Here is a 12,607-nt window from a genome sequence, read left to right as displayed (position 1 = left end):
CGCTGTGGTGGACTCCCGGAGAATCGTGGTCCCGCGCTTCCGCAGCTCACCCGGCACGGCTGTCGGGCCGCGCAGGCAGGATGTCGGGATCGGGACGCGTCGCACCGCGCCCCGGAGGGCACCTGGTGCAGCAATGAGGTTAACACTACCGACCCCCTGACACATTCCCCAGCCCTGTCCTTGTCAATCGTGTCCGTTCCGCGAATCCGCGCGGACACGTTCTCGCTGCTCAGCCCGGCGTGCGCCCCGCGCACCCTCACATGTCGAGGGGCAGTACCCGGGCTCCGGCGCGGTCGAGTTCCAGTCGGTGCGCGGCGAAGCCCGGCCCGGCGAAGTTCGCGACCTTGTCGGCGCCCGCCTCGTCGGTGAGCGCGAGCACGGTGGGGCCGGCGCCCGAGATCACGGCCGGCACGCCCTCGTTGCGCAGGCCGGCCACCAGCGCGGCGCTGTCCGGCATCGCGGAGGCCCGGTAGTCCTGGTGCAGGCGGTCCTCGGTGGCGGTCAGCAGCAGCTCGGGGCGGCGGGTGAGGGCCTCGACCAGCAGGGCGGCGCGGCCCGCGTTGACGGCCGCGTCGGCCAGCGGGACGGTCTTCGGCAGCAGGCCGCGGGCGGTCTCGGTGAGCACCGCGGTGGAGGGCACGAAGACGATCGGTACGACCTCGGCGGAGGGCTCGAGCACGATGGTCCTCGCGCCGTCGTCCTCCGTCCAGGCCACGGTGAAGTTGCCGCGCAGACAGGCGGCGACGTTGTCGGGGTGGCCCTCCAGTTCGGAGGCGAGGGCCAGCAGGGCGTCGTCGTCCAGCAGGCTCTGGCCGCCGATGGTGACGGCGCGGGCGGCCACCAGGCCGGCGCAGATGGCGGCCGAGGAGGAGCCCAGGCCGCGGCCGTGCGGTATCCGGTTGGCACAGACCACTTCGAGCCCGCGCGGCTGGCCGCCGAGGCGGTCGAAGGCGGCGCGCAGGGAGCGGACCACCAGGTGGCGCTCGTCCCGGGCCAGGTTGTCGGAGCCCTCGCCGGCGATGTCGACGGTGAGGCCGGAATCGGCCACCCGGACCACGACGTCGTCGTAGAGACCCAGGGCGAGTCCGAAGGCGTCGAAGCCCGGGCCGAGGTTGGCGCTGGTCGCGGGAACCCGGACCCTGACGGCGGCAGCGCGGAACGCAGGACCGGCCATGTGGTTGGTGTCTCCTGGGGAGTGGGACGGCCCGGTGGCGTACGGGCCAGTGGTACGGCGGCGGGGCCTGCCCGGCAGACTCCGGCGGAGCGGGCAACCGCAGGCCGAAGGCGCGGCCCGCCTGAAGCCAGACTATCGAAGAGAGGTTCCAGAGCGGTACACCCCGCTCCCGTTCGATCTGCCGTGTTGCCGGTTGTGGCCGGAAACCGTGCGGAAAACGGAAGGGAAAAAGACAGCGAATCGACACCGAAAGTGTCATCCGGACAGCAATGGTGGGCCGACCCCCGAACGAGGGCGACCCACCATTGACGTACTGTCAGGTGCGGATCAGCCGAGCAGCCCGAGGCGGACGGCGGCGGCCTCCGCGTCGATCGGGACGATCTGCGGCTGCGGTGCCCCGGCGACCGCCCAGTCCGGGTCCTTCAGACCGTTGCCGGTGACGGTGCAGACGATCCGCTGACCCGGATCGACCAGTCCGGCCTCCGCCTTGGCCAGCAGCCCGGCCACGCTGGCGGCCGAGGCGGGCTCCACGAAGACGCCCTCCTGCGCGGCCAACAGCCGGTACGCTGACAGGATCTGACGGTCGGTCACCTTGTCGATCAGGCCACCGGACTCGTCCCGCGCGGCCAGCGCGAAGTCCCAGGAGGCCGGGTTGCCGATCCGGATCGCGGTCGCGATGGTCTGCGGCTTGAGCACCGGGGCGCCGTCCACGATCGGGGCGGAGCCGGAGGCCTGGAAACCCCACATCCGGGGGGTGCGGGTGGCCAGACCGTCCGCGGCGTACTCCCGGTACCCCTTCCAGTACGCGGTGATGTTGCCCGCGTTGCCGACCGGCAGCACGTGGATGTCGGGGGCGTCGCCGAGCATGTCGACGATCTCGAAGGCGGCGGTCTTCTGACCCTCGATCCGCACCGGGTTCACCGAGTTGACCAGCGCGACCGGGTACTTCTCGGACAGTTCACGCGCGAGGGTGAGGCAGTCGTCGAAGTTCCCGTCCACCTGGAGGATCTTCGCGCCGTGCACCAGGGCCTGGCCCATCTTGCCGAGCGCGATCTTGCCCTGCGGCACCAGCACGGCGCAGACCATGCCGGCCCGCACCGCGTACGCCGCGGCCGAGGCCGAGGTGTTGCCGGTGGAGGCGCAGATGACGGCCTGGGCGCCGTCCTCCTTGGCCTTGGAGATCGCCATGGTCATACCGCGGTCCTTGAAGGACCCGGTCGGGTTGGCGCCCTCGACCTTGAGGTAGACCTCGCAGCCGGTGCGCTCGGAGAGCACCTGGGCGGGGACCAGCGGCGTGCCGCCCTCCAGCAGGGTGACCACGGGAGTGTCGGCGGTGACCGGAAGGCGGTCGCGGTACTCCTCGATGAGGCCGCGCCACTGGTGGGTGTGACCGCTGACTCTGTCGATGACGGCGTTCATGGCTGTTCCTACTCCCCTTCAACCCGCATGATGCTGGCCACGTCGCGCACGCTGTCCAGCGCGCGCAGCTTGTCGACCGTCGCCGACAGCGCGGCGTCGGTGGCGCGGTGGGTGACCACCACGAGCGAGGCGTCGCCGTCGCGGCCCTGTTGGCGGACGGTGTCGATGGACACCCCGTGCTCGGCGAAGGTGGACGCCACCTGGGCGAGTACGCCCGCGCGGTCGTCCACGTCCAGGCTGACGTGGTACCGGGTGACGACCTCGTCCATCGGCTTGGCCGGCAGCCGGGTGTACACCGAGTCGCCCGGGCCGGTGGCGCCGTTCAGCCGGTTGCGGCAGACCGCGACCAGGTCGCCGAGGACGGCGGACGCGGTCGGCGCACCGCCGGCGCCCGGGCCGTAGAACATCAGCCGGCCGGCCGCCTCGGCCTCCACGAACACCGCGTTGTACGCCTCGCGGACCGAGGCCAGCGGGTGGCTGAGCGGGATCATCGCGGGGTGCACCCGGGCGGTCACGGACTCACCGTCGGCGGCCCGCTCGCAGATCGCCAGCAGTTTCACCACGCAGCCCATCTGCTTCGCCGAGGCGATGTCGGCGGCGGTGACCTCGGTCAGGCCCTCGCGGTAGACGTCCGCGGCGGTGACCTTGGTGTGGAAGGCGATACCGGCCAGGATCGCCGCCTTCGCGGCGGCGTCGAAGCCCTCGACGTCGGCCGTCGGGTCCGCCTCGGCGTAGCCCAGCGCGGTGGCCTCCTCCAGCGCCTCGGAGTACCCGGCGCCGGTGGTGTCCATCTTGTCGAGGATGAAGTTGGTGGTGCCGTTGACGATGCCCAGCACCCGGTTGACCTTGTCACCGGCGAGCGACTCGCGCAGCGGGCGGATCAACGGGATGGCACCGGCCACGGCGGCCTCGTAGTAGAGGTCCACGCCGGCCTTGGCGGCCGCCTCGTGCAGTTCGGCGCCGTCCTTGGCGAGCAGCGCCTTGTTGGCGGACACCACCGAGGCGCCCTTGCCGATGGCCGAGAGGATGAGGTGCTTGGACGGCTCGATGCCGCCCACCACCTCGATCACCACGTCGATGTCACCCCGGGTGACCAGGGCCTCGGCATCGGTGGTGAGCAGGTGCTCCGGCACGCCCGGGCGGGCCCGGCCGGTCCGGCGGACGGCGATGCCCACGAGCTCCACGGGCGCGCCGATCCGCGCGGCGAGGTCGTCGGCCGTCGTCGTCATGATGCGCGCCACCTCGGAGCCCACCACACCACAGCCCAGCAACGCCACCTTCAGCGGGCGCGTACGCATCATCCGACTCCGCTCTGCATTCTCGGTCTCCGACGGGGCTCGGTCGGCGCCCATCGGTATTCGGTCTCTACCAGTCTCGGGGACATTCCGCACAGAACTACGGTCGTTCCATGATTTGAGACGAGGATTTCGTCATCCGATATCGAGGCGCAGGAGATCCTCCTCCGTCTCGCGCCGGACGATCGCCCGGGCCCGTCCGTCCAGGACGGCCACCACGGGAGGCTTGAGGGCGTGGTTGTAGTTGCTCGCCATCGAGCGGCAGTACGCGCCCGTGGCCGGCACCGCGACCAGGTCGCCGGGCCCGAGGTCGGCCGGCAGGAAGGCGTCCCGGACCACGATGTCGCCCGACTCGCAGTGCTTGCCCACCACGCGGGACAGCATCGGGCCGGCCTCGCTGGTCCGGGAGACCAGCGCCACCGAGTACTCGGCGTCGTACAGGGCGGTGCGGATGTTGTCCGACATCCCGCCGTCCACGCTGACGTACGTGCGCAGGCCCTCCAGCGGCTTCACCGTGCCCACCTCGTACAGCGTGAACGCGGTCGGGCCGACGATCGCGCGGCCCGGCTCCACCGACAGCCGCGGCACGGCCAGCCCCGCCCCGGCGCACTCGCGCTCGACGATCGCGGCCAGGGCGGCGGCGATCCCGGCCGGCTCACTCGGGTCGTCCTCGCTGGTGTACGCGATGCCCAGGCCGCCGCCGAGGTCGATCTCGGGGAGCTCCACGCCGTGCTCGTCCCGGATCTCGGCGAGCAGGCCGACCACCCGGTGGGCGGCCACCTCGAAGCCCGCGGTGTCGAAGATCTGGGAACCGATGTGGGAGTGGATGCCGCGCAGCTCCAGGCTCCCCTGCGCCAGCACCCGGCGGACCGCCTCGCGGGCGGCTCCGCCGGTGAGCGAGAGGCCGAACTTCTGGTCCTCGTGCGCGGTCGCGATGAACTCGTGGGTGTGTGCCTCGACCCCGACCGTCACCCGGATCAGCACCGGCTGCCGGACGCCCTGATTCTCGGCGATCGCGGCCAGCAGCTCGATCTCCTGGTACGAGTCCAGCACGATGTGCCCGACCCCCGCCTTGACCGCCTGCTCCAGCTCGGCCGCCGACTTGTTGTTGCCGTGCAGCGCGATCCGCTCCCCCGGCATCCCCGCCGCCAGCGCCACCGCCAGCTCGCCGGCGCTGCACACGTCCAGGTTGAGGCCCTCCTCGTGCAGCCAGCGGACCACCGCCTTGGAGAGGAAGGCCTTGCCCGCGTAGTACACGTCCGCACCGGGGCCGAAGGCGTCCCGCCAGGCACGGGCCCGGGCCCGGAAGTCCGCCTCGTCCAGGATGTACGCCGGGGTGCCGAACTCGGCCGCGAGCGCCCGCACGTCGAGGCCACCGACGGTGACCGCGCCGGACTCGCCACGCGCGACGGTCGCGGACCAGACCTTCGGGTCCAGCGCGTTGAGGTCGCTCGGCGGGGCCTGGTAGTGGCCCTCGGTCAGCACATCACCGTGGCGCGGGCCGGCGGGGTGGGCGGAACGGCTCATCGGGGCCTCTTCCTGGTGGGGTTCGCTGCGCTGCTCGTGCTGATTGCGCCGAGGGGCGGCGACCGTCCTGACGGACCGTCACCGCCCCCGTTGACGCCGGGAGTTGCCGCCCGCTACATCCGCTCGGGGGCGGATACGCCGAGCAGCGTGAGGCCGTTGGCGATGACCGTTCGCGTCGCGTCGGCCAGCCAGAGGCGGGCGTGCGTGAGGTCGGTGACCTCCTCGTCGCCCTTCGGCAGGATCTGGCAGTGGTCGTAGAACCGGTGGTAGTCGCGGGCGACGTCCTCCAGGTAGCGGGCGACCCGGTGCGGCTCGCGGAGCTCACCGGCCGACGCCAGCACCCGGGGGAACTCGCCGAGCTGGCCGAGCAGCGTGGACTCCCACTCGGTGGCGAGCAGCTCCGGCCTGAAGTCCGCGGCCTTGGTGATGCCGAGGTCGTTCGCCTTGCGCTGGACACCGCACATCCGGGTGTGCGCGTACTGGACGTAGAAGACCGGGTTCTCGTTGGTCTGGCTGGTCAGCACGTTGATGTCGAGCGTGATGGTGGAGTCGGTGGGCGAGCGCACCAGGGTGTACCGGGCCGCGTCCACGCCGATCCACTCGACCACGTCGTCGATGGTGATGATGTTGCCGGCCCGCTTGGACATCCGGACCTCTTCGCCGTCGCGAATCATCTTCACGAACTGGCCGATCTTCACCTCGATGTTGCGGTCCATGTCGTCGCCCGCGCAGGCCGCGATGGCCTTGAGGCGGTTGACGTAGCCGTGGTGGTCCGCGCCGAGCATGTAGACCGAGACCTCGCTGCCCCGGTCCCGCTTGCTCAGGTAGTACGCGGCGTCGGCGGCGAAGTAGGTGGTCTCGCCGTCGGCCTTGATCAGGACGCGGTCCTTGTCGTCACCGAAGTCGGTGGTGCGCAGCCAGATCGCGCCGTCCTGGTCGAAGACGTGGCCCTGCTCGCGCAGCCGCTCGATGGCCTTCTCGACCGCGCCCGACTCGTGCAGCGACTTCTCCGAGAACCAGACGTCGAAGTGGGTGCCGAACTCCTCCATCGAGCGCTGGATCTCGCCGACCATGAGCTCCAGGCCCTTGGTCCGGAAGGCCTGCAGCTGCTCGTCCTCCGGCAGGTCGAGAATGCCGGGGACGCCGTCGGTGATCGCCTTGGCGATGTCGACGATGTACTCGCCGACGTAGCCGCCCTCGGGGGCCGGCCGACCGTTGGCGACGGCCTGCAGCGAGGCGGCGAACTTGGTGATCTGCACGCCGGCGTCGTTCAGGTAGTACTCGGTGGTGACCTCGGCGCCGGTCGCCTTGAGCACCCGGGCCAGCGAGTCGCCGACGGCCGCCCAGCGGACGCCGCCGATGTGGATCGGGCCGGTCGGGTTGGCCGACACGAACTCCAGGTTGATCTTCAGGCCCTTGAGCGCCTCGTTGCGGCCGTAGGCCTCACCGGCCTCGACGATCTTGCGGGCCAGCTCGCCCTGGGTCGCGGCGTCCAGGGTGATGTTCATGAAGCCCGGACCGGCGATGTCGACCTTGGCGACCCCGGGCAGCTCGCGCAGGCGGGCGGCCACCAGCTCGGCAACGGCTCGCGGCGGCCGACCGGCCGGCTTCGCGAGCTGGAGGGCCACATTGGTGGCGTAGTCGCCGTGGTCCCTGTTCTTGGGTCGCTCGACCGTCACGTGCTCGGGCACGGCGACGGTCAGGTCGCCTGCCTCTACGACGGCGCTCACAGCGGCCAGGACTGCCTGGGAAAGCTCTGCGGGTGTCACGACGCCAAGGGTAGGCGAGAGAGGGGAGGGGCCCGCCACCCGGTTTGCCGGTTGAGACGTCGGGTATCAGGGGTAACTCTCACCCAGGGCCCCATGTTCGCCGAGAGCAGAATCCTCCCGAGCGGGCGCGGCGGCACCGAATCCGTACGCGAAGCCACCGGCCCGACCGGCCGCCCCGAGCGCCCTGAGCCGGCAGACCAGCGCCAGCAGATCCGCCGGGTCGAAGGGCTTGGCGAGATAGCCGTCCACCCCGACCGCCTCCCCGCGACGCAGATCGGCGGGTGTACAGGCGCTGATGATCGCGATCGGCAGCCGCCGCGTCTGCGGGGTCGCCCGCAACCGGGCCGCCGTCCGCAGGCCGTCCAGCCGGGGCATCATCACATCCAGCGTCACCACGTCCGGCGCGACCCGGCGCACCACCTCCAGGCACTCCGCGCCGTCGGCAGCCGTCACCACCTCGAAGCCCTCCAGCTCCAGGTTGACTCTGATCAGCTGGCGGATCACCTCGCTGTCGTCCACCACGAGGACCCGCCCCGACGCTCCCGGCACATCACCGAGGGTAGCCGCGCTCCCACCGCCCCGTCCGGGCTTTGCCCACTTCCCCGACCCCCACCGCCTCGCCGGCCGCCCGCACGCTCCCCCGCGCGCGCCCTCGCGACCCTCCGTGGAAACCCGTGCACAGAGCACGCTGGGAGCCTGGTAATGTTCTCCACGTCGCAAGAACACCGCGGCACACAGCAGGCCCCCGTAGCTCAGGGGATAGAGCACCGCCCTCCGGAGGCGGGTGCGCAGGTTCGAATCCTGCCGGGGGCACTTCGCAAGAAGTGCGAGATTGAGGCCCAGCTCAGCGGATGGTCGCCGCTGATCTGGGCCTTCGTCATGTCCCGGGCCGGCGCGGTCCTCGGCGATCGGGTGCGGCGCAAAGCGAGTCCGGTGACCCCGCCGCGCTGATGCTGCTGGTCGGCTTCGCCGCCGCCGCAGAGGTCGGAGCCCCGCCGGTCGCACCGACCGCACTGCTCTCAGGATGCCGATTCCAGGGTGTCGTCGAGGTCGACGAGCGTGCGGTCCCGGAGGACTCTGAGCATCTGTGCGGCAAGGACCAGCCGGGCCCGGCGCTCGTGCGATGCCACGACCACGTCGAGGACGGGCCGCGGGCGTGGAGGGCCCGGCCGGTAGAGCGTGCCGTACACCCCGCATTCGCGGTGGTCCTTCACCCTCACGAGGGTGGCGCCGCCGCGCAGGTGGGGGCAGAGCCGGACGGCGACGCGGGCGCACGGACGGCTGACGGGCGGGTGCGTGGCGGCGAGCCCTTCGGGCCAGTCCGGCCAGTCGTCGCGGTCGTCCTTGAGCAGCCAGAGGACCCCGTTCCTGTCGCGGTCCGCCGGACCGCCGCAGATCTGACACAACAGCCTGCGCATCGCCCGGCGTTGACGGCCGGAGTGGATCCGGCCGAACTCGGGCCGCCCCCTCCCGCGGCCGAGCGTCATACGTGCCCAGAGCACGCCCTCCGGATCACGGTCGTACGGGTTCTCGTCCCGGTAGGCGATGCCGACCCCGGGACGAAGGACGACGTCGGGGTGGACGAAGTGCTCGGTGCTCCACGCGGCGATGTACGGGATGACGTCCGGGCGTCCCAACGGCTCGGCCATAGGCCCTCCGATGCTGGCGGAGCAGGGCTCCGCAAGGAGCGGTAACATCTCTAGAGAACTTGGCATCTCTAGAGATGTCAAGCTGTGCCGCCCGGACCGACGGCCACCCGCCCCTAGGATGCTGAGACGAAGGAGGCAGATCATGCCCAGCGGCAGCGGCGAGAAGCAGCCCAAGTACCGGCGGATCGCCGACGCGCTCAGGGCCGCCGTCGACTCGGGGCAGTACCGGGCGGGCGACCGGTTGCCGGGCGAGAACGATCTGATGGAGACGTACGGGGTCGCGCGCATGACCGCCCGTCAGGCCCTGGGTGTCCTGCAGACCGAGGGCATCGCCGAGGCCCGCAAGGGTGCCGGGGTCTTCGTCCGGGACTTTCGCCCGCTGCGCCGCCACGGCGTCCAGCGGCTGGCGCAGCAGCGATGGGGGTCGGGCCGGTCGATCTGGTCGGCGGATCTCGGCGACCGGTCGCTGGAGGTCGACCAGGTGGCCGTTGCCCAGGAAGGTGCTCCCGAACAGGTCGCCGGGGTGCTGGGCGTGGAGCCGGGAGACCCGGTGTGCGTTCGACGGCGGCGGTTCGTGCTCGACGGGAGGCCGGTGCTGCTGTCCACGTCGTACCTGTCGGCGGCCCTGGTCGAGGGGACCGCCGTGACCCGGGAGGACTCCGGGCCGGTCGGCACCTACGCGCGGCTCGCCGAGATCGGGGCGGAGCCCGTCCGCTTCCGTGAGGAGATCCGTTCCCGGATGCCCGACGAGGACGAGCTGAGCCGGCTGGAGCTGACGGCGGGGACGCCGGTGATCCTCGTCTGCCGGACGGCGTTCGCCGCGGACGGTCGGGCCGTCGAGGTCAACGAGATGGTGCTGGACGCCGCGTCGTACGTCCTGGAGTACGACTTCGACGCCTGAGCGGCCCCGCGGCGTCAGCCTGGCCGGGTCACCCCGGCGGGGTGGTGGCCGGCGACGGGGTGGCGGCGGTGACGGCCCTGCGGTAGAGCTCGTCGACGGTCTTGTCGAAGGTGGCGCTGTACGAGGTGTCGTCGGTGTCGCCGCCCTGCTGGTAGCCGCCGATGACGCCGATCACCCGGCCGTCGGCGGCGTCGATCCAGGGGCCGCCGCTGGTGCCGCCGGGGAACGCAGGGCAGTCGATGCGGCGCTGGTGGGCGCTCTGACGGATGGTGGCGTTGGCGCACAGGACCGGCGCCTCGGACCCGTCGGGGTAGCCGTACAGCCGGACCCGGGCGGTGGCCGAGGCGTCGAGTCCGAGGAGGTTGCCGCCGACCACGTCCTCGATCTCCCGCCCGTTGAGGGGCGCGACCTGGAGGACGGCGTAGTCCTCGTCCGCGTCCCCGTCCTCGTCCCAGCCCGCGGTGGTGAACACCTTGACCACCTGCCAACTGCCGTGCGGGGCCTTGCCGTCGCGGTAGCCGGGGACGAAGCGCAGGCCGCTCGCGCCGGAGACGCAGTGGGCGGCGGTGAGGAGCAGGTCCTTGGTCTCGCTGTGGATGACGCTCGCCGTGCAGGAGTGGTGGCCGGCGGAGATCGAGCCGACGAAGAGGGCGCCGACCCGGTCGGTCTCCGCTCCGGTCTGCGCGGTGTCGGTGCTGCCGTCACCGCGGTAGAGGGTGGCCTTCTCCCCGCTGTGGTCGGAGCCTGCGGTCGGGACGGTGACGGACCGCGGGGGCTGGTCCGAGCCGGCGTCGGACACCTCGCCCGAGGGGGAGGCCGTCTGCGAGGGCGAGGCCGTGGGCGGCTCGGAGGAGGAGACCGCGGCGGACGCGTCCTGGTGCCGGCCGGAGGCGGTCGCCCTGGCGGCCAGCGTGCCTGCGCCCGCTATCGCCCCGGCGAGGCCCACGGCGAGCGCCGCGGTCACGGCGACCGGCCGGTTCATTCGCCGGCGCCCCTTGCCCTGACGGACCATCAGCTCTCTCAACTCCTGCCCGGTGCGCGCGTCGGCGCTGTCGGTTCTCGCATGTCACGGCCGGTGCGGCGCGTACATTCAAAATATGGGCTGCCGGGCTGGGAGAAGGGTGATTCGCCCCTGGGAGACTCGTGAGAATCGGCGGGGCCGCGCCGATCACGGTTGATCACCGTAGCGCCCCGCCCGGGGCGCGATCCGGGCGGGGCTCGTCACGGGAGCAGGAGCGACGCGCGAGCAGGACGGCGGGAGACCGGTCCTGTCAGGCGAGTGCGTGCGCCGTGGACTCGGCGTCCTGGCCGGCGGCTTCGCCGGGGGCCGGCCGGTGGTCGATCAGCAGGAACGCGATCACCGCCGCGGCCAGCAGGATTCCCACCGCCACCGCCGTGGCGACGGCGTAGCCGTGCACCGCGCCCTGGGCCTGGACCAGTGGATCGGCCGCGTCGCGGGAGAGCAGGTACGTGGTGGTGACGCTCGCCGCGATGGTGTTCAGCAGCGCGATACCGATCGAACCGCCGACCTGCTGGGACGAGTTGATGGTGGCGGAGGCCGCACCGACCTCGCCGGGCGCGACCCCGAGGGTGGCCAGGCTCATCGACGGCATGAACACCAGGCCCATGCCGAGGCCGAGCAGAATCTCGGCGGGCAGCACCATGGTGCCGTACGGACTGTCGACCTTCATCTGGGTCAGCCAGGCCATGCCGCCCGCGGCCAGCAGCAGACCGGGGACGATCAGGTTGCGGGACGGGACCCGGGTCATCAGCCGGGCCGCGATGCCGGTCGAGCTGAGGATGATCGCGCCGATCATCGGGAGGAAGGCGACGCCCGCCATCACCGGCGAGAAGTGCTTCACCGCCTGCAGGTAGTACGTCAGGAAGAGGAACAGGCCGAACATCCCGACCACGGCCAGGCCGACCGACAGCGCCGCACCGCCGCGGTTGCGGTCGGCGACGATGTGCGTCGGCAGCAGGGCGTGCGGGGTGCGCCGCTCGACCAGGGCGAAGACCGCCAGCAGGGCGACACCGCCCAGCAGGCAGGTCAGCACCAGCCAGTCGCTCCAGCCGCGGGACTCCGCCTCCGAGGTGCCGAAGACGATGGCCAGCAGGCCGCCGCAGCCCAGGAAGGCGCCCGGCAGGTCGAGCTTGACCCGGTGACTGCGGTCGATGTGGTCGCGCGCGAGCATGTAGTAGGCGCCGAGCGCGGCCGCGATCGAGACGGGGACGTTGACGAACAGGCACCAGCGCCAGTCGAAGTACTCGGTGAGCAGGCCGCCCAAGATCAGGCCGATGCCCGCGCCGGCGCCGGCGATCGCGCCGAAGATGCCGAAGGCCGTCGCGCGCTCACGGGGCTGGGTGAAGGTGTTGGAGAGCAGGCCCAGGGCCGAGGGCGCGAGCAGGGCTCCGAAGGCGCCCTGGAGGGCGCGGGCCGCGAAGAGCATCATCGGGCCGGCGGCGAAGCCGCCGAGCGCGGAGGCCGCGGCGAAGCCGAGCAGACCGATGATGAAGGTCCGTTTACGGCCGAAGAGGTCGCCGATCCGGCCGCCGAGGAGCAGCAGGCCGCCGAAGGCGAGCGTGTAGGCGGTGATCACCCATTGGCGGTTGCCGTCGGATATGCCCAGGTCCTTCTGCGCCGACGGCAGCGCGATGTTCACGATGGTCGCGTCGAGGACGATCATCAGCTGGGCGATCGCGATCACTGCCAGCGCCCACCAGCGGCGTGGATCAACCGCTTGGACGTCTGGGGTGGGCTGAGAGGACACCGTGGGCCGCCTTCCGGAGGGAACTGGGCTTGGGCGCGCGCAGCGCTCTTTACCAGGGAAGCTCTCGGGGCGGCGATGGGCAAGGTTATTGATGTGGATTTGATA

10 protein-coding genes and 1 tRNA gene are annotated in these 12,607 nt (G+C 71.7%); 2 read left to right on the top strand and 9 right to left on the bottom strand.

Annotated elements, in window-relative coordinates:
- Nucleotides 1–256: 256 nt before the first annotated feature.
- The 6 genes from thrB to OG871_RS24035 form a co-directional block, all read right to left on the bottom strand.
- The gene (gene thrB / locus OG871_RS24060) at nt 257–1,174 is read right to left on the bottom strand and encodes a homoserine kinase (RefSeq protein ID WP_371499148.1); all 918 of its coding nucleotides are present in this window, start codon (nt 1,172–1,174) and stop codon (nt 257–259) included.
- Nucleotides 1,175–1,501: 327 nt separating this feature from the next.
- Nucleotides 1,502–2,593 (bottom strand): threonine synthase, encoded by a 1,092-nt coding sequence (gene thrC, locus OG871_RS24055; RefSeq protein WP_371499146.1) that lies wholly within the window; start codon nt 2,591–2,593, stop codon nt 1,502–1,504.
- Between the two features lie 8 nt (nt 2,594–2,601).
- Nucleotides 2,602–3,894, bottom strand: coding sequence for a homoserine dehydrogenase (locus tag OG871_RS24050; protein ID WP_371499144.1), 1,293 nt, complete (start codon nt 3,892–3,894; stop codon nt 2,602–2,604).
- Nucleotides 3,895–4,023: 129 nt separating this feature from the next.
- Nucleotides 4,024–5,415 (bottom strand): diaminopimelate decarboxylase, encoded by a 1,392-nt coding sequence (gene lysA, locus OG871_RS24045; protein ID WP_371499143.1) that lies wholly within the window; start codon nt 5,413–5,415, stop codon nt 4,024–4,026.
- 113 nt (nt 5,416–5,528) lie between these two features.
- Nucleotides 5,529–7,184 (bottom strand): arginine--tRNA ligase, encoded by a 1,656-nt coding sequence (gene argS, locus OG871_RS24040; protein ID WP_371499141.1) that lies wholly within the window; start codon nt 7,182–7,184, stop codon nt 5,529–5,531.
- 66 nt (nt 7,185–7,250) lie between these two features.
- On the bottom strand, nt 7,251–7,733 hold the full coding sequence (locus OG871_RS24035; protein ID WP_371499140.1) for a PleD family two-component system response regulator: 483 nt from the start codon (nt 7,731–7,733) through the stop codon (nt 7,251–7,253).
- Nucleotides 7,734–7,925: 192 nt separating this feature from the next.
- On the opposite strand from OG871_RS24035, the gene OG871_RS24030 reads away from it, so the two are divergent.
- A tRNA-Arg gene (locus OG871_RS24030) sits at nt 7,926–7,997 on the top strand.
- 206 nt (nt 7,998–8,203) lie between these two features.
- On the opposite strand, the gene OG871_RS24025 is transcribed toward OG871_RS24030, so the two are convergent.
- Nucleotides 8,204–8,833, bottom strand: coding sequence for a hypothetical protein (locus tag OG871_RS24025; protein ID WP_371499138.1), 630 nt, complete (start codon nt 8,831–8,833; stop codon nt 8,204–8,206).
- 142 nt (nt 8,834–8,975) lie between these two features.
- Between OG871_RS24025 and OG871_RS24020 the strand changes: the two genes are divergently transcribed.
- Nucleotides 8,976–9,734, top strand: coding sequence for a GntR family transcriptional regulator (locus OG871_RS24020; protein WP_371499136.1), 759 nt, complete (start codon nt 8,976–8,978; stop codon nt 9,732–9,734).
- Between the two features lie 28 nt (nt 9,735–9,762).
- On the opposite strand, the gene OG871_RS24015 is transcribed toward OG871_RS24020, so the two are convergent.
- Together OG871_RS24015 and OG871_RS24010 are read right to left on the bottom strand one after the other, a co-directional pair.
- Entirely contained in the window at nt 9,763–10,716 is a 954-nt protein-coding gene (locus OG871_RS24015; protein WP_371499134.1) for a serine protease, read from the bottom strand.
- Nucleotides 10,717–11,005: 289 nt separating this feature from the next.
- On the bottom strand, nt 11,006–12,418 hold the full coding sequence (locus OG871_RS24010) for an MFS transporter (protein WP_371503404.1): 1,413 nt from the start codon (nt 12,416–12,418) through the stop codon (nt 11,006–11,008).
- Between the last annotated feature and the right edge of the window lie 189 nt (nt 12,419–12,607).

This window comes from Kitasatospora sp. NBC_00374, assembly GCF_041434935.1.
Lineage (GTDB): Bacteria > Actinomycetota > Actinomycetes > Streptomycetales > Streptomycetaceae > Kitasatospora.
This window is presented reverse-complemented; position numbering and strand designations above follow the sequence as displayed.

Coding starts and splice junctions, on each gene's coding strand:
- thrB (WP_371499148.1), bottom strand. CDS start 1,174: ATGGCCGGTCCTGCGTTCCGCGCTGCCGCCGTCAGGGTCCGGGTTCCC.
- thrC (WP_371499146.1), bottom strand. CDS start 2,593: ATGAACGCCGTCATCGACAGAGTCAGCGGTCACACCCACCAGTGGCGC.
- OG871_RS24050 (WP_371499144.1), bottom strand. CDS start 3,894: ATGATGCGTACGCGCCCGCTGAAGGTGGCGTTGCTGGGCTGTGGTGTG.
- lysA (WP_371499143.1), bottom strand. CDS start 5,415: ATGAGCCGTTCCGCCCACCCCGCCGGCCCGCGCCACGGTGATGTGCTG.
- OG871_RS24025 (WP_371499138.1), bottom strand. CDS start 8,833: ATGGCCGAGCCGTTGGGACGCCCGGACGTCATCCCGTACATCGCCGCG.
- OG871_RS24020 (WP_371499136.1), top strand. CDS start 8,976: ATGCCCAGCGGCAGCGGCGAGAAGCAGCCCAAGTACCGGCGGATCGCC.
- OG871_RS24015 (WP_371499134.1), bottom strand. CDS start 10,716: ATGAACCGGCCGGTCGCCGTGACCGCGGCGCTCGCCGTGGGCCTCGCC.
- OG871_RS24010 (WP_371503404.1), bottom strand. CDS start 12,418: ATGATCGTCCTCGACGCGACCATCGTGAACATCGCGCTGCCGTCGGCG.